The organism is Streptomyces montanisoli (assembly GCF_017813245.1).
In the GTDB taxonomy this organism is placed as follows: Bacteria; Actinomycetota; Actinomycetes; order Streptomycetales; family Streptomycetaceae; genus Streptomyces; species Streptomyces montanisoli.
In genome coordinates, this window is sequence record NZ_JAGIQL010000134.1 from 1 (window position 1) to 18590 (window position 18590).

The window sequence follows — 18590 nt, forward strand, 5'->3', positions numbered from 1 at the left end:
AGACTGAACACCAGACGTGAGCTCTTCCGATCAGGGGCGGCCGGGCGCGGCGCGGGAGTCGCCGGCGCTGTCGGCCGCACCATGGACAGCGCCTCACTGGCGGGCGCCTGCACCACCTGCGGCCGGGCGCCCGAGGAACGCCGGCCCGCGGCAGCGGCGTCCGGGCGCGAGCTGGTGGCGTGCGTGGTGTCCGGGGCGACGGACACGCACCCCGTGACGGCCGTGGCGGCCAGGCTTGCGGCGCCGAGCAGGAGCATCGTTGTGGTGGTGGTTCTTCGCACCCGGCAACTCTGCTGGTCCGCGCCCCACTTCGGACAGCTATCCGGCGGTAATGAACCCGGAAGGATGATCGTCGCCGAGACGGTGACGCAAGGCCGACGTAAGCGGTGCGGCCGGTGTGCCCGGTGTGCCCGGTGCGCCCGGTGGGCCCGGCGCCGCCCGGCGCGTCAGTCGCCCGTCGAGCCGTCGAGGGACTCGCGGATGAGATCGGCGTGGCCGTTGTGGCGCGCGTACTCCTCGATCATGTGCGTGTAGATCCACCGCAGCGTGAACGGCCGCCCGGTCTTCCGGTCGCGTCTGCCCGTGCCCTCGTCGTCCAGGCCGTGCGCCGCCGCGCGCTTTCTGGCGGTGGCGATCTCCGCCTGCCAGGTGGCGTACGCCTCCGCCCAGGTGTCGTCCTCGCCCGGGTGGAAGTCCCCGTCGGGGTCCTCGTCCGTGAAGTAGATGCCGGGCAGGTCCTCGCCGTCGAGCGTTTCGCGGAACCAGCCGCGCTCGCACTCGGCCAGATGCCGCACGAGCCCCATGAGGCTGAGCCCGGACGGCGCCACCGGCCGCTGCCTGAGCTGATCGTCGGTCAGCCCCGCGCACTTCACGGCGGTGATCGCCCGGTGGTGGTCGAGCCAGCCCTCCAGCATCGCGCGCTCCGCGGCGTCGACCGCCGGCGCCGGATACCGCTCGACCGCGGCGGGGGTGGCGGGCGGCGTACTCGCGGCCGCGGACGAAGGAGCGGCAGCAGTGTGTCCCGCAGGTGTTGGCGTCATGACGGCCATCGTGACCCAAACACGCCCCGCGCGCGACGCGTTATCCGCTCGTCCGCGGCCGGACCGCCGTGCGGTGCCCGAGAAACGGGCGCTCGGGTCGAGACCCGCGACGGCGCGGGCCGGAACAGCCACGACCGGCGAGGTCGCCTCGTCGAGCGAGGGGGCAGGAACGGCCGGCCCGAGGAGGAGCCTGGCGGAAGGCCGCGGGGTGGCGCGGCAGGCGCACGATCGTCCGCGCCTGGTCCGGGACCGCGCCACCGGCCCGTGCCGCCGGGCCGGGGCCACCGGCCGCCTGCCACGTATGCTGCCCGGACGCGCACCCTGGGAGGGCTCAGTGAAGGTCGGCTGCATCGGACTCGGCGACATCGCGCAGAAGGCGTACCTGCCGGTGCTGACCGCGCTGCCCGGCATCGCGCTGCACCTGCAGACCCGCACGCCCGCCACGCTCGCGCGCACGGCCGAGGCGCACCGCATCCCCGGCCCGCAGTGCCACGCCGACCTGGACGGGCTGATCGCCGCGCGGCCCGACGCCGCCTTCGTGCACGCCCCGACGGCCGCGCACCCGGAGATCGTCGAACGCCTCCTGAACGCCGGGATCGCCACCTATGTCGACAAACCGATTGCGTCCACGTACGCCGAGTCCGAGCGCCTCGTGCGGCTGGCGGAGGAGAAGGGCGTCGCCCTCGCCGTCGGCTTCAACCGCCGCTTCGCCCCGTCCTACGCGCAGTGCCTCGAACACCCGCGAGAGCTGATCCTGCTGCAGAAGAACCGGGTCGGGCTCCCCGCGGACGCGCGCGAGTTCGTCGTCGACGACTTCGTGCACGTCGTGGACACGCTGCGCTTCCTCGTCCCCGGACCGGTCGACCACACCGACATCAGGGTGCGCGTGCGTGACGGCCTCCTCCACCACGCCGTGCTCCAGCTCTCCGGCGACGGCTTCACCGCCATCGGGACGATGAACAGGGTCAGCGGATCCACGGAGGAGATCCTGGAGGTCTCGGGGCAGGACTCCAAGCGCGCCGTGCACGACCTCGCCACCGTCATCGACCACAAGGGCCAGCCGACGGCGCGCAGGCGCGGCGACTGGGTGCCCGTCGCACGGCAGCGGGGCATCGAGCAGGCCGCACTGGCCTTCCTCGACGCGGTACGCGCGGGGGAGCGGCTCAGCGCCCGGGACGCGCTGGAGACCCATGAGCTGTGCGAACGGGTGGTGCTTGCGGCACAGGCAGAGGGCGCCTGACCCAGCCGCCACCGCCATTGCCCTCGCCTCCGCCGTCGCCGCCGCGCGAGCGCACCGCCCGCGCCGCGCGCAACGCGCAGAACAGCGCCACCACGGCCACCGCCCCGTACACCGCCCAGTCGCCGAACCGGTCATACAGGGTCGTCCCGCGGGCCATCGGCACATCGAACACGGCGGACGCGGAGCGGTCCGTGCCCAGCCGCTCGCCCACGCGGGCGCCGTCAGGCCCGAAGACCGCGCTGACACCGGTCAGCGTCGCGTGCACCACGGGCCTGCCCGTCTCCGCCGCCCGCAGCGCGCCGAGCGACGCGTGCTGCGCGGGCGCCCACGTGTCCTGGAACGACGCCGTCGACGACTGCACCACCAGCACCTGCGCGCCGTCGTTCGCGAGGTTCCTGCTCATGTCGGGGAACGCCGACTCGAAGCAGATCAGCGGCCCGACGCGCAGCGTGCCGCCGCCGCGCGCGGGCACCCGCATGACCACCTGGCGGCGCCCGGCCACCCGGTCCTCGCCCGCGGCCCTGCCGACCGAGGTGACCCAGCCGAGCAGCGTACGCGCCGGCACGTACTCGCCGAAGGGGACCAGGCGCATCTTGTCGTACGTCGCTCCCACAGGCCCCCGCGGGCCGATCAGCGTACTTCGCTTGAAGACGCCCGCACGGCCCGTCGCGTCCCTGTTGTACGCGTCCACGTTGACCAGCACGTCCGCGCCGACGTACCGGGACATCGCGGCGAGCCTGCGCGCCAGCGAGGGGTGCGTCGAGAAGCTGTGCGTCACGCTGCTCTCGCCCCACACCACCAGGTCCACCCGGCGGCCTGCCACCTCGCGCGTCAGGGACTCGCTCCTGGCGAACCGCAGCTCAGGGGCGCCCGGCGCGCGCGAGACGACGCCCGGCTGCACCACCGCGACCCGCGCCGCCGCGCCCGTCCGCGCGGGCCGCGGCGCCCACGCCCACACCGAGCCCACCGCGACGGCGCCGAGCACCAGCGACACCGTCACCGCCGTCCGCGCCGCGCCGGAGACGAGCAGCAGCGCCAGCGCCACATTGACGCCGACCACCACCAGGCTCACCAGCCACACCCCGCCCACCGAGGCGAGCCGCAGCGCCGGCGCGACCTGCCACTGGCTCGCGCCCAGCACGCCCCACGGGCCGCCGAGCCCCTGCCAGGACCTCACCGTCTCCACCACCAGCCACGCCGACGGCACGACAGCCAGCGCCGCGAGCGCCCGCGACCCGCGCGGCGGCCCGTCCGCGCCGCCGAGCAGCGCCCTGACCAGCAGCCCCCACGGCGCCCACAACAGCCCGAGCAGCGCGCCGAGCACCACGATGAACACGTTCAGGCTCGTGAACAGCCAGTGGTGCACGGCGATCATGTAGCCGGTACCGCCGAGCCAGCCGTCGAGCGCCGCACGGCCCGCGGTCGGCGCCGACCGCGCAAGCAGCAGCCACGGCACCAGCGCCACGTACGCGCACCACCACCAGGACGGCGCGGGGAACGCCAGGGCCGGCAGTGCGCCCGCGCACAGGACGGCCGCGCCGCGCCACCACGGCGAGGCCGGCCACGGCCGCCGACGTGGACGACCGGGCCCCTCGACCGGACCGACCGCACCCTGCATGCCGAGCCTCCTCGCCGCGCGTGACACCCGTGGAGCCGCGCGTGACACCCACGGACCCCCTGCCATGCCTACCCACATCGCACGGATACGCCTCGCGTCTCAAGCGGCGGCCCCCGCAACTCACCAGTGCGCAAGGCGGATGTCATGAGGAGGTATCGTCCGCGCAACGGGGGCGCGCGCCACAGCTTCTCTCGGATCCGCTCACCCCGGCAGGCCCGGTGCCGTGGGCGGAGAGTGGATGGATCATGATCTCTCACGTGTCGCACGGGGCCGGCCGTCCACCCGCGCACACGGGTTTTCGGGCAATCGGGAGTACGGGGTTAGGGCGATGAGACTCTGCTTTCTGGTGGAGGAGCAGTACCGCCGCGACGGCATGCCCGTCGAGGTGATACGGCGCCTGACGGACTGGGGACACCGGGTGGACGTGGTGCGGCCCGGTACCTCGCTCATACCCGTCTCCGAGTCCATACGCGCCGGCAGCCACGACGCGTGGGTGCTCAAGACGGTGTCGGGCGGACCCGGACTCACCCTGCTTGAGGCCGCCGCCGCGGTCGGCCTCACCACGATCAACGACGCGCGCGCCATACGGGGCGTGCGCGACAAGGCGCTCGCCGCGGCCATCGGGCGCAGCAGGGGCCTGCCCGTGCCCCTGACCTACGCGGCCGCCGACTGGCGCACGCTCACCGAGGTGCCCGCCGAGTGCTTCCCCCTCGTCGTCAAGCCGGCCGACGGCAGTTCGGGGCGCGACGTCCACCTGGTGGCCACGCCCGAGCGGCTGGCCGAGCTGGCCGAACCGACCGGGCCGACCGAACCGGACGGGCCCGCCGCTCACCGCGCGGGCGGCGGCATGCTGATCGCCCAGCCGTACGTACCCAACGCGGGCACCGACCTCAAGGTCTACTCCGTGGCGGGTGACCTGTACGCGACGCAGCGGTGCTCGCCGCTCCACCCGGACCGCTCTCTCCCGGAGCGCAGGGTCGAGCTGCCACGCGAGGTCGCCGCCATCGCCGCACGCGTCGGCGAGGTCTACGGGCTCGACCTGTACGGGCTCGACGTGCTGCTCGGCCCTGACGGGCCCGTGGTCGTGGACGTCAACGACTTCCCGAGCTTCCGTCAGGTCCCGGACGCGGTCGACCGCGTCGCGAACGCCGTCCTGCGGCTCGCCGGGCGCGGCGCGGCCGCCCCCGCCGTGCCGCCGCTGCCGGCGCCGCGCCTCGCCCCGCAGATCCCCGTCACGGCAGGCGAGGAGCGGTGAGGATCGGCCTCGTCACCAGCGCCCCCGAACACCCCCTGCTGGCCGCCGCCATGGCACTGCTGACGCCCCATCACGACGTGTGCGTGCTCGACCCGGCACACGCGGGCACCACCGGGCTCGAGGGGCCGCCCGCCGACGTCTACCTGCTCAAGGCGCGCACACCGCGCGCGCTCGCACTCGCGCGGTACCTGGAGGAACGGGGCGCGCCCGTCCTGAACACCGCGTCGGCCACCGAGTTGTGCCAGGACAGGACGGCCATGGCCGCCGTGGCACGCGGCGCGGGACTGCCCTTCGCACGGACACGGTCCGTCGCGTCGCTAGGCCGGCTCCTGGCGGAAGGCGGCCCCGGCCAGCCGGTGGTCATCAAGAGCCGGCACAGCCGCAGGGGAGACCTCGTGGCGCTCGTCGCCGACCGGGCCGCGCTGTGCGCCCTCGAGCCCGAGTGGCGCGACGAGCCCGTCGTCGTGCAGCCGTTCACGCCCAACAACGGCTGGGACCACAAGGTGTGGGTGATCGACGGACAGGTGTTCGCCGCCCTGCGCCGCTCGGAACTGGCCGCCGAACCGCCCGGCACGACGCCACTCGCGGGTGAGGAACTCCCGCCCGGCTGGGCCGCCCTCGCGCTGCGGGTCGGCGACGTCTTCGCGCTCGACGTGTACGGGGTCGACATCATCGACGCGGGCGGCGGCGCGCCGCGCATCGTGGACATCAACGCCTTCCCCGGCGTACGCGGCCAGGCGGGCGCACCGGAGGCGCTGGCGGCGCTGGCGCTGCGCACCGCCACCGAGGCCATCGAGGCCGTACGGGAGCGGCGCCGCGCGGCCGTGCCCGTACGGCCCGGTGCGTGGACCGGTCCGATGCCCGGTGCCTCACCTACAATGCCCGAATGATCTTCATCACCGTCAAGTTCCCCGTGAAGCCCGAGCACGCCGAGGCGTGGCCGGCCGAGGTGGCCGACTTCACGGCGGCCACGCGCGCGGAACCGGGCAACCTGTGGTTCGAGTGGTCACGCAGCCTGGAGGACCCGAACACCTACGTGCTGGTGGAGGCGTTCAGGGACGGCGCGGCGGCCGCGCACGTGGAGTCCGACCACTTCAAGGCCGCGCTGGCGCGGTTCAGGCCGCTGGTCAGCCGCACGCCCGACATCGTGAGCACCACGATCGAGGGCGCGGACGGCTGGAGCGAGATGGGTGAACTGAAGGTCGACTGAGCCGTATCCGGTGGGCCGTGTCGGGCAGGGCCCGTCCGGCAGGCGTGTCCGTTACGTGACGCGCGATCGGCTGTCGCTCGCGCGGGGGATGCCTCAGGCGGCGCTGTCGACGCTGCCGACGGCGGCGGCCCACTCCAGCAGGAGTACCTCGTACGCCTCGGAGGGCCACGTCCCGTCTGCCGAGTCGACGAGCGCGCGGATGCGCTCGTTGGCCGCCGCGGCGTCCGACACCCTGCGGGGTGCGGCGGCGGAGGCGGAGGACTTGGACATGTGGCAAGCCTAGAACCTGATTTCCGCGATCGTGACGATTCCGTGAGCGTCCTTGGTCACATCCGAGACCGGATCGTGCTCCCCGTCACACGGGACCCGTACCTGAGCGGCGAACCGGCGGCGTACCGTGCGTGAAGGAATTGCGATGCCGCCCCCGGACCAGGCACGTTCCGCGGGCGGTGACGGGGGCCAGAGGCGAGGGAACCAACCGGCACCATGGCGCCAGAAGAACCAGCAGAACCGGTACTGCTCGGCAGGACGGGCCACGCGGCCCTGCTCACCCTCAACAGGCCACGCGCGCTCAACGCGCTCACCCACCCCATGATCGGGATGATCGACGCGGCCCTCACCCGCTGGCTCGAAGAACCCGCGGTGCGTGCCGTCGTCGTCACGGGCGCCGGAGACCGCGGCCTGTGCGCGGGCGGCGACATCCGCGCCGTCCGCGAGGACGCCCTGACCGGCGGCCGGACGTCGCCCGCGTTCTGGCGCGACGAGTACCGGCTCAACGCACGCATCGCCCGCTACCCCAAGCCGTACGTCGCGCTGATGGACGGCATCGTGATGGGCGGCGGCGTCGGGATCTCCGCGCACGGCGGCGTACGCGTCGTCACCGAACGCTCCCGTGTGGCCATGCCGGAGACCGGCATCGGGCTCGTCCCCGACGTGGGAGGCACCTACCTGCTCTCCCGCGCGCCCGGCGAACTCGGCACACACCTGGCCCTGACCGGCACCGTCATGGGCGCCGCCGACGCCCTGCTGTGCGGCTTCGCCGACCATGCCGTGGACTCGCGCGACCTGCCCGCCCTCGTCACCGCGCTCGGCGAGGAAACGCCCGCCGAAGCCGTGCGCCGGTTCGCGGCCCAACCCGCCGGGGGCACGCTCGCGGACCACCGCGCGTGGATCGACGCCTGCTACGCGGCCGAGAGCGTCGAGGGGATCGTCGCCCGCCTCCTCGACCACGGGCACCCCTCCGCCAAGGAGGCCGCGCAGACGATCCTCAGCCGCTCACCCACCGCGCTGAAGGCCACCCTCGCGCTGCTGCGCGCGGCCCGCGACGTCGAGAGCCTGGAAGCGGCGCTCGACGCCGAGTACCGCGCCTCCTGCGCCGCGCTCGCGCTGCCCGACCTGCCCGAAGGCGTACGCGCGCAGATCGTCGACAAGGACCGGCGCCCCCGCTGGGACCCGGCGGAACTGGCCGGCGTCGGCGACGCGGACGTGGCGCGCTTCCTCGCCGAGCCCCCGGGCGGCGACCTCGGGCTCGCCGCAGCGCTCGGCTGACCCGCACGGCCCCGGAAGCAGGCGGTGTCAGCCGTCCACGGCCCCGCCGGGCCCGGAGGCGTCGCCTCCGCCGTGCTTCCGGGCCGCGGCGCCGAGGTGGTGGCGCTTGCGCCAGCCGACCACCGCGGCGACCACGGCCGACAGCACGATGAATCCCGAGGCGATCAGGAACGCGGGCGATGTCGGCGACGCGGCCGTCGAGCCCGCCACCACGTACGCCGCCGTGTTCGGGATCGAGCCGAGACCCGTCGCCACCAGGAACGACGGCCACTTCATCCGCGACACCGCCGCGCCGTAGTTGGCCGCGGCGAACGGCACCCCAGGGAACAGCCGGATCGCCAGCATCGAACGGAACCCGTACCTGCTCATCAGCCCGTCCGCCGCCGTCAGCCGCCGCCCACGCACCAGCGTGCGCAGCGCCCGCTGCCCCAGCAGCCGCCCCAGGCCGAAGGCGATACCCGCGGCGAGGACGGTGCCCGCGATGGCGGCGCCGAGCCCGGCGGCGGTGCCAAGGAGCGCGCCCGATGCCGCGTTCAGCAGCGGTCTCGGCGCGAACGCCGCCGCGCACAGCCCGTAGACCAGCGCGAACAGGGCGGCAGCCGCGAACCCGCCCGCGTGCACGGGCCAGCCGTTCGACAGCAGTCGCTGCGGCCGGTACACGGCCACGAGGACGGCCGCCGCGCCCAGCACGGCGACGAGCAGGCCGAACCGGCACCACGGTGACAGGAGCCGGCGGACGACGCGGGCCTGGGCGGCCCTGGGGACGGTGTCGAGCACGCCCGGAGACTAGCCGAGACCGCCGGCGGAGCGGGCGCCGCCCGGTGTCCGCGGCATCCGCCCGGTGTCCGCGGCGGGCCCGGCGTCCGCGACAATGGGGCAGTGAGCCAACCGACCGAGGCGGTGCCCGTGACACGCGCCGTCGACTCCGGCACCGCGCGCCTCCTGCCCGACGTGGACGAGAAGCGCGCCTGGCTGCTGACGCTCGACGGTGCGCCGCAGTCCTACGTCGACCTCGACGACCCCGCGCACCTCGAGTTCGAGTACGTGCGGCGCATCGCGCACGTACTCGACACGACAGGGGAGGAGGGCGCGCCGCTCGCCGTCGTGCACCTGGGCGGCGGCGCCCTCACGCTGCCCCGCTACCTGGCGGCCACCCGGACGGGAGCCGTCCAGGACGTGGTGGAGGCCGATCCGGGCATCATCGCCCTCGTCGCCGAGCATCTGCCGCTGCCGGACGGGGCGGGGATCGCCGTGCACCACGCCGACGCCCGCCAGTGGCTCGCCACCGCGCCCGCAGGCTCGGCCGACGCGATCGTCGGCGACGTCTTCGGCGGGGCGCGCATACCCGCGCACGTCACCTCCGCCGAGTACGCGCGCGAGGTGGCACGCGTACTGCGGCCGGAGGGCGTCTACGCCGCCAACCTCGCCGACGGCGCCCCGTTCTCCTTCCTCCGCCCGCAACTGGCCACCTTCGCCGCCGTCTTCCCCGAGCTCGCGCTCATCGCGGAGCCTGCCGTACTGCGCGGCAGGCGGTTCGGCAACGCCGTACTCGTCGCCTCGTACGCCCCTCTCGACGTCGCCGCGCTGGCCCGCCGCACCGCGGGCGACGCGTTCCCGGCGCGCGTGGAACACGGCCCGGCGCTGCTGCGGTTCACGGGACGCGCCGAAGCCGTACGGGACGACGCGGCGCAGCCCTCACCCCGACCGCCCGAGGGGACCTTCGGCATCGGCTGAGCCCGCATCCGTGTCGACCGCGCTCGCCTCGCCCGTATCGACCGCACCCTTGTCGACCTCGCCGGCCCGCACGCGCCGGGTGATCGACCTCACCTCGGGCACGCACAGCACCGCCGCGGTCAGCAGCACGACGAGCCCCGCCGACGCCCACAGCGCCTGCCCCCGCCCGAGCGTGGACTCCGCCGGGCCCGCGAGCGCGGTCGCCACGGGCACGAGGGCGAGCGAGCCGAGCCAGTCGTACGAGGAGACGCGCGAGAGCTTTTCCTCCGGGATCTCCTGGTGCAGGGCCGTCATCCAGCCCACCCCGAACACCTCCACCGACGCGCCCGCCACGAACATCGAGGCGGTCAGCACGGCGGCCGAGACCGGCACGGCCAGCGCCATCAGCGGCAGGGCGAACGGGAAGATGCCCAGCGTCCCGGCGAGCAGGAAGCGCCGGGGCTGCCACCTGGTCATCACGATCGCCCCGATGACCGTGCCGGCCCCGTACGCCGCGTTCGCGACGCCCCAGGGGCCCGCGCCGCCGTAGTGGTCGCGGGCGACGAGCGGCCCGTACACCGCCTGCCCGGCGACGACCACGGCGTTGACCACGCTGAACTGCGCGACGATGGCCCACAGCCACGGCCGCGAGACGAATTCGCGCCAGCCGTCCCGCAGGTCGTGCAGCACGCCGCCGCCGGGCTCGCGCTCCGGCACGTGGCTGAGGTCGAGGAAGGCCCGCAGCGACCCCGCGAACAGGAACGATGCCGCGTCGCACGCCAGCACCCAGCCGGGTCCCACCCACGCGACGAGGGCGCCGCCCACCGCGGCTCCGCCGATCGTCGCGCCGTTCACCGCCATCCGGTAGACGGCGAAGCCGCGGCCCGCGGCCTCGCCGTCGACGCTGGAGAGCAGCATGCCCTCGGACGCCGGGCCGAACAGCGCCTGGCCCGTGCCGCCGAGCGCCGAAAGCACGACCATCTGCCACAGCTCCGCACGGCCGAGCAGGACGAGGGCCGCGAAGGCGCCCTGCGAGACGCAGTTGAGCGCGTTCGCCGCGACCATCACCCGGTGGCGCGGGATCCGGTCCGCGAGCGCCCCGCCGATCAGCACGAAGAGCACCAGCGGCACCGTGCGCGCGCTCGCCACGAAACCCACGTCGGCCGCGGTGCCTCCGGTGGACAGCACCGCGAAGGCCGAGGCGATCAGGGCGCCCTGCGAACCGAGCTGGGAGATCACGGCCGCGGTGGACAGCAGGAGGTAGTTGCGCGAGTAGGTCCGGGCCACCCACGGACTGTGGACGGATCGGAGCCCGTCCGCAACAGGATTTCCGGTCGCTCACCGGCAGGTCAGCATGGCCGTTGCCCCGTTCAGGCCGTGCCCCGTTCAGCACGGCCGTGCCCCGTTCAGCGCGGCCGCGCCCCGTCACTTCACCGAGCCCGCGGGCAGCCGCACCGTGCTGAGGATCCGCATGGCCGTCTTGTCGGCCACCTCGTCCTTCACGCCACGCGCGCCGTAGAGCACCCAGGTCGTGTAGTCGCCCTTGCCGTTGAGGAAGGTGAAGGCGACGGTCTTGCCGTCCGAGTCGCACTTGGAGTGCTTCGTCAGCCCCGTGGTGGTGGCCGTCGCGACGCTGCCCTTGAGGCCCGACTTCGTGGTGTACGGCCTGGCCTTGCTGACCTTGATCTTCTTGTGCACGGTCTTCTCGGGCTCCGCCTGGCCGTACGCCGCGAACGCCCACGTGCCGGCCTCGGCGACGGCCGCGCTCCCGGTGTCCTTCGCGCCCTGGCCGCCCTTCGTGCCGGCCGCCGCGAGCGACGTGTCCTCGGGCCTCCCGCTCTTCGAGGTGTCCTCGCACCACTTGGGCTGCAGCACGGCAGGCGCCGAGAACAGGGCGAGCGCGGAGCCGTCGCCCTTCTTGTCGTCGCTGAAGCCCTGCATGGTGCCGGACGACTCCACCTCCCAGCCGGGCGGCACGTCGAACTCCGTGCCGTGCGTCGGGTTGGCGACGACCTTCCAGCCGGGGATCGTCGGCTTGGCGCCGTCGCCGCCGCGCGGGTTGTCCGTCGGACCCGCGGCGACGGGCGCCGAGTGCGTGGCCGCCGGCTTCTTCGCCACCGCCTTTGCGGGCGCGTCGTCCTTGCTCGCCACCAGGTACGTGGACACGCCCGCCGCCGCCAGGACGGCCACCGCGCAGGCGATGGCGATCAGCGTCGTGCGCCGCCCACCGGCCGCGGGCTTCACCGGCGTGGGCGTGCCGCCGTACATCGGCACGGTCTGCTGCTGGTAGGGGTTGGGCTGCCCCGGGTGCTGCCCCGGCTGCAGGTAGCCCTGCTGCGGATAACCGGGCTGCTGCCCGGACGGCCCGTACCCCGGCTGCACGTACCCCGGCTCCCCGTAGCCCGGCTGCCCGTAGCCGGGCTGCTGGTACCCGGGCTGCCCGGGCTGCTGGTAGCCCTGTTGCGGATAGCCCGCCTGCTGTCCGCCCTGCTGCCCCGCCTGCTGCTGACCCGTCTGCTTGTACGGGTTCTGGTCCTGCGTGTCTCGCTCGCCCCCGGGCGGCTGCTGTCCTGGCCACATGGCGAGTAACCATAGAGGGGCCGGGCGGCGGCGTGGTCGCCGCTGTGTCACGGTCCTGTCGCATCGCGTGTCAAGGGCCGGCGCGGAGCGAAATCCGGCCACGTCGAGGCGGCCCCCGCGAGCAGGTAGGCTGATCGGGCCAGGGCTCGGGGGAGATGAGCGGGAGGGACCTGCGTTGGACGTCCAGGGGTGGCTCGAGACCGTACCTGCGGTGAGCATCTACCTGCTGGTGGGTGTGGTGATCGGGGTCGAGAGCCTCGGCATCCCGCTGCCGGGCGAGATCGTTCTCGTCGCCGCGGCACTGCTCGCGTCGCAGCAGGGACACATCAACCCGTACATCCTCGCCGCCTGCGCGTCCGCGGGCGCCGTCGCCGGCGACTCCACGGGGTACCTCATCGGCCGCAAGGGCGGCAGACCCCTGCTCGCCTGGCTGGCGCGAAAGTTCCCCAAGCACTTCGGCGAGTCCCAGGTCGGCACGGCTGAGCGGTCGTTCGAGAGGTGGGGCATGTGGGCCGTCTTCTTCGGCCGCTTCGTCGCCCTGCTGCGCATCTTCGCCGGTCCTCTCGCGGGCGTGCTGAAGATGCCGTACTGGAAGTTCCTGATCGCCAACCTGCTCGGCGGCGTGGTCTGGGCCGGCGGTACGACCCTCATCGTGTACGAAGTCGGCAAGGTCGCGGAGGCCTGGCTGAAGAGGTTCTCGTACCTGGGTCTCGTCCTGGCCGTCGTCATCGGCGTCGCGTCGATGCTGGTCGTGAAGCGCCGCGCCAACAAGGCGGCCGAGAAGCGGGCCCAGGAGCAGGGGCCCGAGGAGCCCGTGCCGGTGCCCTCCGGCACGGCCGACTGAACAGGCCCCACTCACACCCCGCGCGCCCCGCGCCGCTTCCGCCCCCCAAACCTCTGCGCAGTACCTGACGCCAAGTGGCCAGGACTCGGCTGTCACCCACCCGTGACGGTCAATAGCCTGTGTTTCACCGACCGTTACAGGCCAGCAGACGCGAGGGGCAGCCATGGTCACCACTCAGCAGATCCCCGACATCCTGTCGCCCGAGTTCGCGCACAACCCGTATCCGGCCTACCGGATGATGCGGGAGGAAGCCCCGCTGATCTGGCACGAGCCCACCCAGAGCTACCTGATCTCGCGGTACGAGGACGTCGAGCGCGCCTTCAAGGACAAGGCGGGCGTGTTCACCACCGACAACTACCACTGGCAGATCGAGCCGGTGCACGGCAGGACGATCCTCCAGCTCAGCGGGCGCGAGCACTCCGTACGGCGGGCGCTCGTCGCCCCCGCCTTCCGCGGCGCCGAACTGCAGCAGAAGTTCCTGCCCGTGATCGAGCGCAACGCGCGGCAGTTGATCGACACCTTCCGGCACACCGGCTCCGTCGACCTGGTGGACGGCTTCGCCACCCGCTTCCCCGTCAACGTCATCGCCGACATGCTCGGCCTCGACAAGGCCGACCACGCCAGGTTCCACCGCTGGTACACCGCCGTGATCGCGTTCCTCGGCAACCTCTCGGGCGACGCCGACGTCATCGCCGCGGGCGAGCGCACCCGCGTCGAGTTCGCCGAGTACATGATCCCGATCATCCGCTCGCGCCGCGACGCCCTGGGCGACGACCTGCTCTCGACGCTGTGCCGCGCCGAGGTCGACGGCGTGCGGATGAGCGACGAGGACATCAAGGCGTTCTGCAGCCTGCTGCTCGCCGCGGGCGGCGAGACCACCGACAAGGCCATCGCGTCGATCTTCGCGAACCTGCTGCTCCACCCCGACCAGCTCGCCGCGGTCCGCGCCGACCGCGGCCTCATCCCGCGCGCGTTCGCCGAGACCCTCAGGTTCACCCCGCCCGTCCACATGATCATGCGGCAGACCGCGCAGGCCGTGTCCGTCAGCGGCGGCACGATACCGGCGGGCGCCACCGTCACCTGCCTGATAGGCGCGGCCAACCGGGACTCCGGCCGCTACCGCGACCCCGACTCGTTCGACATCTTCCGCGACGACCTCACCACCACGACCGCGTTCTCCGCCGCGGCCGACCACCTCGCCTTCGCCCTCGGCCGCCATTTCTGCGTGGGCGCCCTGCTGGCCAAGGCGGAGGTCGAGACCGGCGTCAACCAGCTGCTCGACGCGATGCCCGACGTGCGGCTCGCGGACGGCTACGACCCGGTCGAGCAGGGCGTGTTCACCCGGGGCCCGCAGTCGCTGCCCGTGGTCTTCACGCCCGCGGCGGGCTGAACCCTCCGGGGACCGGCGGCGCGCGCACCGGCCGCCGGCCCCGCCGCCCGCCGCGATGCGCCGACCGCGGCGACGGCGCGGCCCGTCAGCCGAGGACCGGTGAGAAGCTCACCGGCAGGTCGAGGAGGCCCCGCATCCAGATCGACGGACGCCACCGCAACGCGTCCGCCTCCACCGCGAGCACCACGTCGGGCAGCGCTTCGAGAAGCGTCTCCACGGCCGTGCGGGCGATCACGTCCCCGAGCTGCGGCCCGGGGAAGGTGCAGCGGTGCTCGCCGTTGCTGAACGACAGGTGCGCGGAGTTCTCCGCGCCGACGTGGCCCTCCGGCCACATCTGCGGATCCGTGTTGGCCGCGGCGAAGCTCATCACCAGGCAGTCGCCGGCCTTGATGTGGCGGCCGCCGAGCTGGGTGTCGCGCACGGCCCACCGGCCGATGAAGTTCTGCGTCGGCGTGTCCAGCCACAGCACCTCGTTGAGTGCCTGACCCACACTGAGCTTGCCGCCCGCGACGGTCGTCGCGAAGCGGTCGTCGGTCAGCAGCAGCCGCAGGCTGTTGCCGATCCAGTTCGCCGTGGGCTGCTGCGCCGCCGCGATGACCGTGATGATGTCCTGCACCGCGGCCTCGTCCGTCAGCCCCGCCGGGTCCAGGAGCATCCGCGACGTGACGTCGTTGCCGGGCGCCGCCCGCTTCTCCTTCACCAGCTGCTCGATGCGCGCCTGCACCCTGCCGTACGCGGCGACCGGGTCCTCGCCCTCGTTCGCGTCGAGCGAAAGACGCAGGTCGCGTACGAGGTCCTCGGTGTCGACGCCGCCCGGCGGCATCCCGCACAGCTGGACGATCGCCCGCATCGGCAGCGGGTGCGCGTACGCGGTCATCAGATCCGCGTGGCCGCTCCCGGCGAACGAGGTGATCAGCGAGTGGCCGATGGCCCGGCACATCGCCGACAGCTCCATCTGGTCGACGGCGTCAAGCGCCTGGCTGATCACCCCGGCGCGCCGCTGGTGCTCGGCGCCCTCGACGAACAGGACCGACGGCTGGTAGCCGACGTAGGGCATCAGCGGCCAGTCGGGCGGGATGTTGTCCCATTGCGTCCAGCGCCGCGAGTCCCTGGCGAAGAGCTCGTCGTGGCCGGTGACGTACGACACCTCGTTGTAGCCCAGCACCAGCCACGCGGGGACGTCGTTGTCGAGGAGCACGGGCGCGACCGGTCCGTGGTCCCTGCGCAGCGACCTGTACAGCTGCGAGGGCGTCTGCTGGTACTCGAGGCCGCTGAGGCGCACGGCCGTCGCGTGGGCCGGGCAGCCGGGCGGCGGGCCCGCGGCGGCCTCCATCGGCAGGGGATCGGTCATGGGGTCATCTCCCGGGCCATGGCCAGTTCGTAGAGGTGGTCGACAAGGGTGATCAGCACATGCTTGCCGGACGAGCGGACGCGCGCGTCGCAGTCGATCAGCGGCACGTCGTCCGAGAGCGAGAGCGCCTGGCGGATCTCGTCGAGCGTGAACGACGCGGTGTCGTTGTCGAACCTGTTCACCGCGACCACGAACGGCGTCTTGTGGTGCTCCAGCCGGTCGACCGCGTACCAGGAGTCGCTCATGCGGCGCGTGTCGACCAGCACGACGGCGCCCAGCGTGCCGGAGAACAGCCGATCCCACAGGAACCAGAACCGCTCCTGCCCCGGCGCGCCGAACAGATAGAGCACCATGCGCTCGTTGAGGCTGATCCGGCCGAAGTCGAAGGCGACGGTCGTGGTGGTCTTGGTGACCATGCCGTCCGTCTCGTCGACGCCGATGCCGGCCTGCGTCATGACCTCTTCGGTGTTGAGCGGCCGGATCTCGCTGACGGAGCGTACGAGGGTGGTCTTGCCCACCCCGAAGCCGCCGACCACGACGATCTTCAGACCGGTCTCCGCCGCGTCGCTCAGGGGTGTGCGGGTGGGCAGTTCAGAGGTTGCGGAGTCCATGGAGCACCTCCTTCAAGAGGTCGGAGTCGGGCAGCGAGGCGGCCGGTCGCGCGCCACGCGGGTGGCGCGCGGTGATCCGGCCCATCGCGTGCAGGTCGGCGAGGAGGATCCGCACCACCGTCACGGGCATCTTCAGCTCGGCCGAGATCTCGACGACGGCGGTCGGGTGGCGGCACAGTTCGAGGATCCGCACGTGTTCCGACTGCAGCCCGGCCGTCGGGTCGCTCTCGCTGACGATCAGGGTGACCAGGTCGAACGTGGTGTCGTCGACCCTGCTGCGGCCGCCCGTGACCATGTAGAGGCGGTCGGGGAAGCCGACGTCGACGGGCTTGCGCGTCATGACGCGGCGTGCTCCCCGGCCGGGCTGCGCGGCTCGGCCCGCAGGTGGTCGCCGATCTGCTCGATCATCTCGGTCATCTGGTGGCCCACGAGGCCCGCGTCCGCGCCGTCCTCCGCGACGACCGCGAGGTGCGCACCGTCGCCCGCCTCCACGATGAACAGCAGGCCGCCGTGGAACTCGGTCATCGAGTGCCGTACACCGCCGTTTCCGCTGCCGAACTCGACCGACGCGCCCTGTGCCAGGGCCTGGATCCCGGAGCAGATGGCGGCCAGCTGGTCGGCCTGGTCGACGGTGAGATGGCGGCTCCAGCAGAGTTTCAACCCGTCGCGGGAGAGCACGAGGGCGTGCCGCGTGCCCGGGGTGCGCTCCAGCAGGTTCTCCAGGAGCCAGGTCAGACTGGTATCTGTGGTCTGCATGGGGGTTCTCACGATTCCTGAGAGGGGTCGGAGGGGCCTTGCTGCGGGCGGCGCGAGCGGTGGAATGCGCCGAACTGCGCGCCCGCGTCCCTGCCCGGCCTCGCCGCGCGCGGCGGAGGTACGTCCTGCACGCGGTCGCGGTCCGCGGCCGCCATCGTCCGTCCCGGCGGCCTGACCGGGAGGCCGCCCGGCGTCGCCACGCGCGGGCCGCCGCTGTAGGCGTTGCCGGCGGGGGGCGCGTCCCGGGGCGTGGGGGGCGCCGCGGGCGGCTGTGCCGGGGCGGGCACGGCCTCGGGCAGCGGCCTGCGCGGCGGCGGCTCGTCGTTCTGCTGCTGGGCGATGAGCTGCGGCGGGATCAGCACCACCACGCCGGTGCCACCGCGTGAGGACGGGCGGTAGTTGACGCTGATGCGGTACCGCTCCACGAGCATGCCGACGACGGCGAGCCCGAGGCGGGTGGACTGCAGCTTGGACAGGTCGTTGTGGCGGCCGGACACGGCCTTCTCCGCCAGCTGCATCACCTGCGGGGCCATCTTCAGCCCGCTGTCCTCGACGATCACGACGATGCCCGCGGTGCGCTCCTCGACGTAGACGTGCACTTCGTCGATGGGCGGCGAGAAGTTCGCGGCGTTGTCGATCAGCTCGGCGAGCAGGTGCATGACGCCCTCGGCCGCGAAGCCGACGATCGCGGCGCTGCTCGAACAGTGCAGCCGCACCCGCCGGTAGGCGGCGATGCGCCCCGTCGCGCCGCGCAGGATGGACTCCATGACGATCGGCTTGTTCCAGATGCGGCTGCCGCGGCCGCCGAGGAGGATCGCGAGCCGGTCGGTGAGCAGCCCGAGCTGGGAGGCGTTGTGGTCGAGCTGGAGGAGGTCGCCGAAGACCTCCTCGCCGTAACGGTCCTCCATGTCACGCAGGTCGGCGAGGATGGTGACCGCCTTCGCCTGCACCTGGCTGAGCGCCTTGGTGCCGGCTGTCTGCGCGACCAGCGCGCGGCGCTCGCCGATCGCGACCTCCTTGACGATCCGTTCCATCAGCCCGCGCAGCGCCGGATCGGCGGGCACTTCGATGTCGCCGAGCACGGTGCCCGCGGAACTGCCCTTGCGCAGACGGGCGAGGGCGGGCGGCAGCACCCTGTCCATCAGGTCGTCGAGTCCGTCGGCCGCCTCGCGGGCCCGCCGGGCCAGGGCCTCGCGCTCCGCCCCGGCGGAGGCCGCTCGCCGCTCGCCGTCGGAGACCTCGGCCGCGAACACCTCGAGCACGCGGCGCAGCCGCTCGTCGTCCGGCTGCCGCACGGCGGCCAGTGCCTCGTCGGGCGACGTGCCGTCCCGCGCCTTCTTCACCACGGCGGGCATCGCCACATTGACGAGGTGCGCCGCGTCCGCGTCCGTCGCCGCCAGCTGGGCGCGCGCGGCGGCGACCTCGCCGCCCGCC

Annotated in this window: 19 protein-coding genes and 1 pseudogene; 8 read left to right on the forward strand and 12 right to left on the reverse strand. The window is 73.4% G+C overall.

Going from position 1 to position 18590, the window contains the following annotated elements:
* Together JFN87_RS25275 and JFN87_RS25280 are read right to left on the reverse strand one after the other, a co-directional pair.
* Positions 1 to 281, reverse strand: a pseudogene (locus tag JFN87_RS25275) (hypothetical protein); the annotation flags it as partial.
* Between the two features lie 165 nt (positions 282 to 446).
* Positions 447 to 914 carry a DinB family protein gene (locus JFN87_RS25280; RefSeq protein WP_245181327.1) on the reverse strand — a complete coding sequence of 156 codons (468 nt, stop codon included), beginning with the start codon at positions 912 to 914 and terminating at the stop codon, positions 447 to 449.
* Positions 915 to 1374: 460 nt separating this feature from the next.
* Here JFN87_RS25280 and JFN87_RS25285 point away from each other — a divergent pair, with 460 nt between their 5' ends.
* A complete protein-coding gene (locus JFN87_RS25285) occupies positions 1375 to 2280 on the forward strand; it encodes a Gfo/Idh/MocA family protein (RefSeq protein WP_209343456.1) in 906 nt (301 codons plus the stop codon).
* On the opposite strand, the gene lnt is transcribed toward JFN87_RS25285, so the two are convergent.
* The gene (lnt, locus tag JFN87_RS25290) at positions 2204 to 3898 is read right to left on the reverse strand and encodes an apolipoprotein N-acyltransferase (RefSeq protein ID WP_209343457.1); all 1695 of its coding nucleotides are present in this window, start codon (positions 3896 to 3898) and stop codon (positions 2204 to 2206) included. The genes JFN87_RS25285 and lnt overlap by 77 nt on opposite strands.
* A 328-nt stretch (positions 3899 to 4226) precedes the next feature.
* On the opposite strand from lnt, the gene JFN87_RS25295 reads away from it, so the two are divergent.
* Genes JFN87_RS25295 through JFN87_RS25305 form a run of 3 tightly spaced genes read left to right on the forward strand, consistent with a single transcriptional unit; the run spans position 4227 to position 6363 of the window.
* Complete coding sequence (locus JFN87_RS25295; protein WP_209343459.1) at positions 4227 to 5153, forward strand: ATP-grasp domain-containing protein; 927 nt, start codon at positions 4227 to 4229, stop codon at positions 5151 to 5153.
* On the forward strand, positions 5150 to 6043 hold the full coding sequence (locus JFN87_RS25300) for an ATP-grasp domain-containing protein (RefSeq protein WP_209343461.1): 894 nt from the start codon (positions 5150 to 5152) through the stop codon (positions 6041 to 6043). Before JFN87_RS25295 ends, JFN87_RS25300 begins: the two co-directional genes overlap by 4 nt.
* A complete protein-coding gene (locus JFN87_RS25305; protein ID WP_030901460.1) occupies positions 6040 to 6363 on the forward strand; it encodes a putative quinol monooxygenase in 324 nt (107 codons plus the stop codon). Before JFN87_RS25300 ends, JFN87_RS25305 begins: the two co-directional genes overlap by 4 nt.
* Positions 6364 to 6456: 93 nt before the next feature.
* On the opposite strand, the gene JFN87_RS25310 is transcribed toward JFN87_RS25305, so the two are convergent.
* Positions 6457 to 6633, reverse strand: coding sequence for a hypothetical protein (locus JFN87_RS25310; RefSeq protein WP_209343462.1), 177 nt, complete (start codon positions 6631 to 6633; stop codon positions 6457 to 6459).
* 216 nt (positions 6634 to 6849) lie between these two features.
* Between JFN87_RS25310 and JFN87_RS25315 the strand changes: the two genes are divergently transcribed.
* Positions 6850 to 7911 (forward strand): enoyl-CoA hydratase/isomerase family protein, encoded by a 1062-nt coding sequence (locus JFN87_RS25315; protein WP_209343464.1) that lies wholly within the window; start codon positions 6850 to 6852, stop codon positions 7909 to 7911.
* A 27-nt stretch (positions 7912 to 7938) separates the two neighbouring features.
* Here JFN87_RS25315 and JFN87_RS25320 read toward each other — a convergent pair whose 3' ends face one another.
* Entirely contained in the window at positions 7939 to 8688 is a 750-nt protein-coding gene (locus JFN87_RS25320) for a TVP38/TMEM64 family protein (RefSeq protein WP_209343466.1), read from the reverse strand.
* A 102-nt stretch (positions 8689 to 8790) separates the two neighbouring features.
* On the opposite strand from JFN87_RS25320, the gene JFN87_RS25325 reads away from it, so the two are divergent.
* Positions 8791 to 9645, forward strand: a complete 855-nt coding sequence (locus JFN87_RS25325; protein ID WP_209343468.1) for a spermidine synthase — start codon at positions 8791 to 8793, stop codon at positions 9643 to 9645.
* On the opposite strand, the gene JFN87_RS25330 is transcribed toward JFN87_RS25325, so the two are convergent.
* Entirely contained in the window at positions 9607 to 10911 is a 1305-nt protein-coding gene (locus JFN87_RS25330) for an MFS transporter (protein ID WP_209343469.1), read from the reverse strand. The two genes, JFN87_RS25325 and JFN87_RS25330, sit on opposite strands and share 39 nt — an antisense overlap.
* 138 nt (positions 10912 to 11049) lie before the next feature.
* Positions 11050 to 12204 (reverse strand): DUF8017 domain-containing protein, encoded by a 1155-nt coding sequence (locus JFN87_RS25335; RefSeq protein WP_209343470.1) that lies wholly within the window; start codon positions 12202 to 12204, stop codon positions 11050 to 11052.
* A 175-nt stretch (positions 12205 to 12379) separates the two neighbouring features.
* Here JFN87_RS25335 and JFN87_RS25340 point away from each other — a divergent pair, with 175 nt between their 5' ends.
* Positions 12380 to 13048 (forward strand): DedA family protein, encoded by a 669-nt coding sequence (locus tag JFN87_RS25340; RefSeq protein WP_209343471.1) that lies wholly within the window; start codon positions 12380 to 12382, stop codon positions 13046 to 13048.
* Between the two features lie 163 nt (positions 13049 to 13211).
* The gene (locus JFN87_RS25345; RefSeq protein ID WP_209343472.1) at positions 13212 to 14438 is read left to right on the forward strand and encodes a cytochrome P450; all 1227 of its coding nucleotides are present in this window, start codon (positions 13212 to 13214) and stop codon (positions 14436 to 14438) included.
* 85 nt (positions 14439 to 14523) lie between these two features.
* Here JFN87_RS25345 and JFN87_RS25350 read toward each other — a convergent pair whose 3' ends face one another.
* The 5 genes from JFN87_RS25350 to JFN87_RS25370 form a co-directional block, all read right to left on the reverse strand.
* Positions 14524 to 15789 carry a cytochrome P450 gene (locus tag JFN87_RS25350; RefSeq protein ID WP_209343473.1) on the reverse strand — a complete coding sequence of 422 codons (1266 nt, stop codon included), beginning with the start codon at positions 15787 to 15789 and terminating at the stop codon, positions 14524 to 14526.
* On the reverse strand, positions 15786 to 16400 hold the full coding sequence (locus JFN87_RS25355; RefSeq protein ID WP_209343474.1) for a GTP-binding protein: 615 nt from the start codon (positions 16398 to 16400) through the stop codon (positions 15786 to 15788). The genes JFN87_RS25350 and JFN87_RS25355 overlap by 4 nt, the downstream gene beginning before the upstream one ends.
* Positions 16381 to 16740 carry a DUF742 domain-containing protein gene (locus tag JFN87_RS25360; RefSeq protein WP_209343475.1) on the reverse strand — a complete coding sequence of 120 codons (360 nt, stop codon included), beginning with the start codon at positions 16738 to 16740 and terminating at the stop codon, positions 16381 to 16383. Before JFN87_RS25360 ends, JFN87_RS25355 begins: the two co-directional genes overlap by 20 nt.
* On the reverse strand, positions 16737 to 17156 hold the full coding sequence (locus tag JFN87_RS25365; RefSeq protein ID WP_209343476.1) for a roadblock/LC7 domain-containing protein: 420 nt from the start codon (positions 17154 to 17156) through the stop codon (positions 16737 to 16739). The genes JFN87_RS25360 and JFN87_RS25365 overlap by 4 nt, the downstream gene beginning before the upstream one ends.
* A gap of 8 nt (positions 17157 to 17164) precedes the next feature.
* Positions 17165 to 18590: sensor histidine kinase (locus JFN87_RS25370; RefSeq protein WP_209343477.1), on the reverse strand; the 1426-nt coding region annotated here is incomplete at its 5' end.

Bases quoted from the DNA above. Each gene is read 5' to 3' on its own strand.
- JFN87_RS25360 (WP_209343475.1), bottom strand. From the start codon at position 16,740: ATGACGCGCAAGCCCGTCGACGTCGGCTTCCCCGACCGCCTCTACATG.
- JFN87_RS25335 (WP_209343470.1), bottom strand. From the start codon at position 12,204: ATGTGGCCAGGACAGCAGCCGCCCGGGGGCGAGCGAGACACGCAGGAC.
- JFN87_RS25350 (WP_209343473.1), bottom strand. From the start codon at position 15,789: ATGACCGATCCCCTGCCGATGGAGGCCGCCGCGGGCCCGCCGCCCGGC.
- JFN87_RS25310 (WP_209343462.1), bottom strand. From the start codon at position 6,633: ATGTCCAAGTCCTCCGCCTCCGCCGCCGCACCCCGCAGGGTGTCGGAC.
- JFN87_RS25280 (WP_245181327.1), bottom strand. From the start codon at position 914: ATGCTGGAGGGCTGGCTCGACCACCACCGGGCGATCACCGCCGTGAAG.
- JFN87_RS25365 (WP_209343476.1), bottom strand. From the start codon at position 17,156: ATGCAGACCACAGATACCAGTCTGACCTGGCTCCTGGAGAACCTGCTG.
- JFN87_RS25355 (WP_209343474.1), bottom strand. From the start codon at position 16,400: ATGGACTCCGCAACCTCTGAACTGCCCACCCGCACACCCCTGAGCGAC.
- JFN87_RS25295 (WP_209343459.1), top strand. From the start codon at position 4,227: ATGAGACTCTGCTTTCTGGTGGAGGAGCAGTACCGCCGCGACGGCATG.
- JFN87_RS25305 (WP_030901460.1), top strand. From the start codon at position 6,040: ATGATCTTCATCACCGTCAAGTTCCCCGTGAAGCCCGAGCACGCCGAG.
- lnt (WP_209343457.1), bottom strand. From the start codon at position 3,898: ATGCAGGGTGCGGTCGGTCCGGTCGAGGGGCCCGGTCGTCCACGTCGG.
- JFN87_RS25345 (WP_209343472.1), top strand. From the start codon at position 13,212: ATGGTCACCACTCAGCAGATCCCCGACATCCTGTCGCCCGAGTTCGCG.
- JFN87_RS25315 (WP_209343464.1), top strand. From the start codon at position 6,850: ATGGCGCCAGAAGAACCAGCAGAACCGGTACTGCTCGGCAGGACGGGC.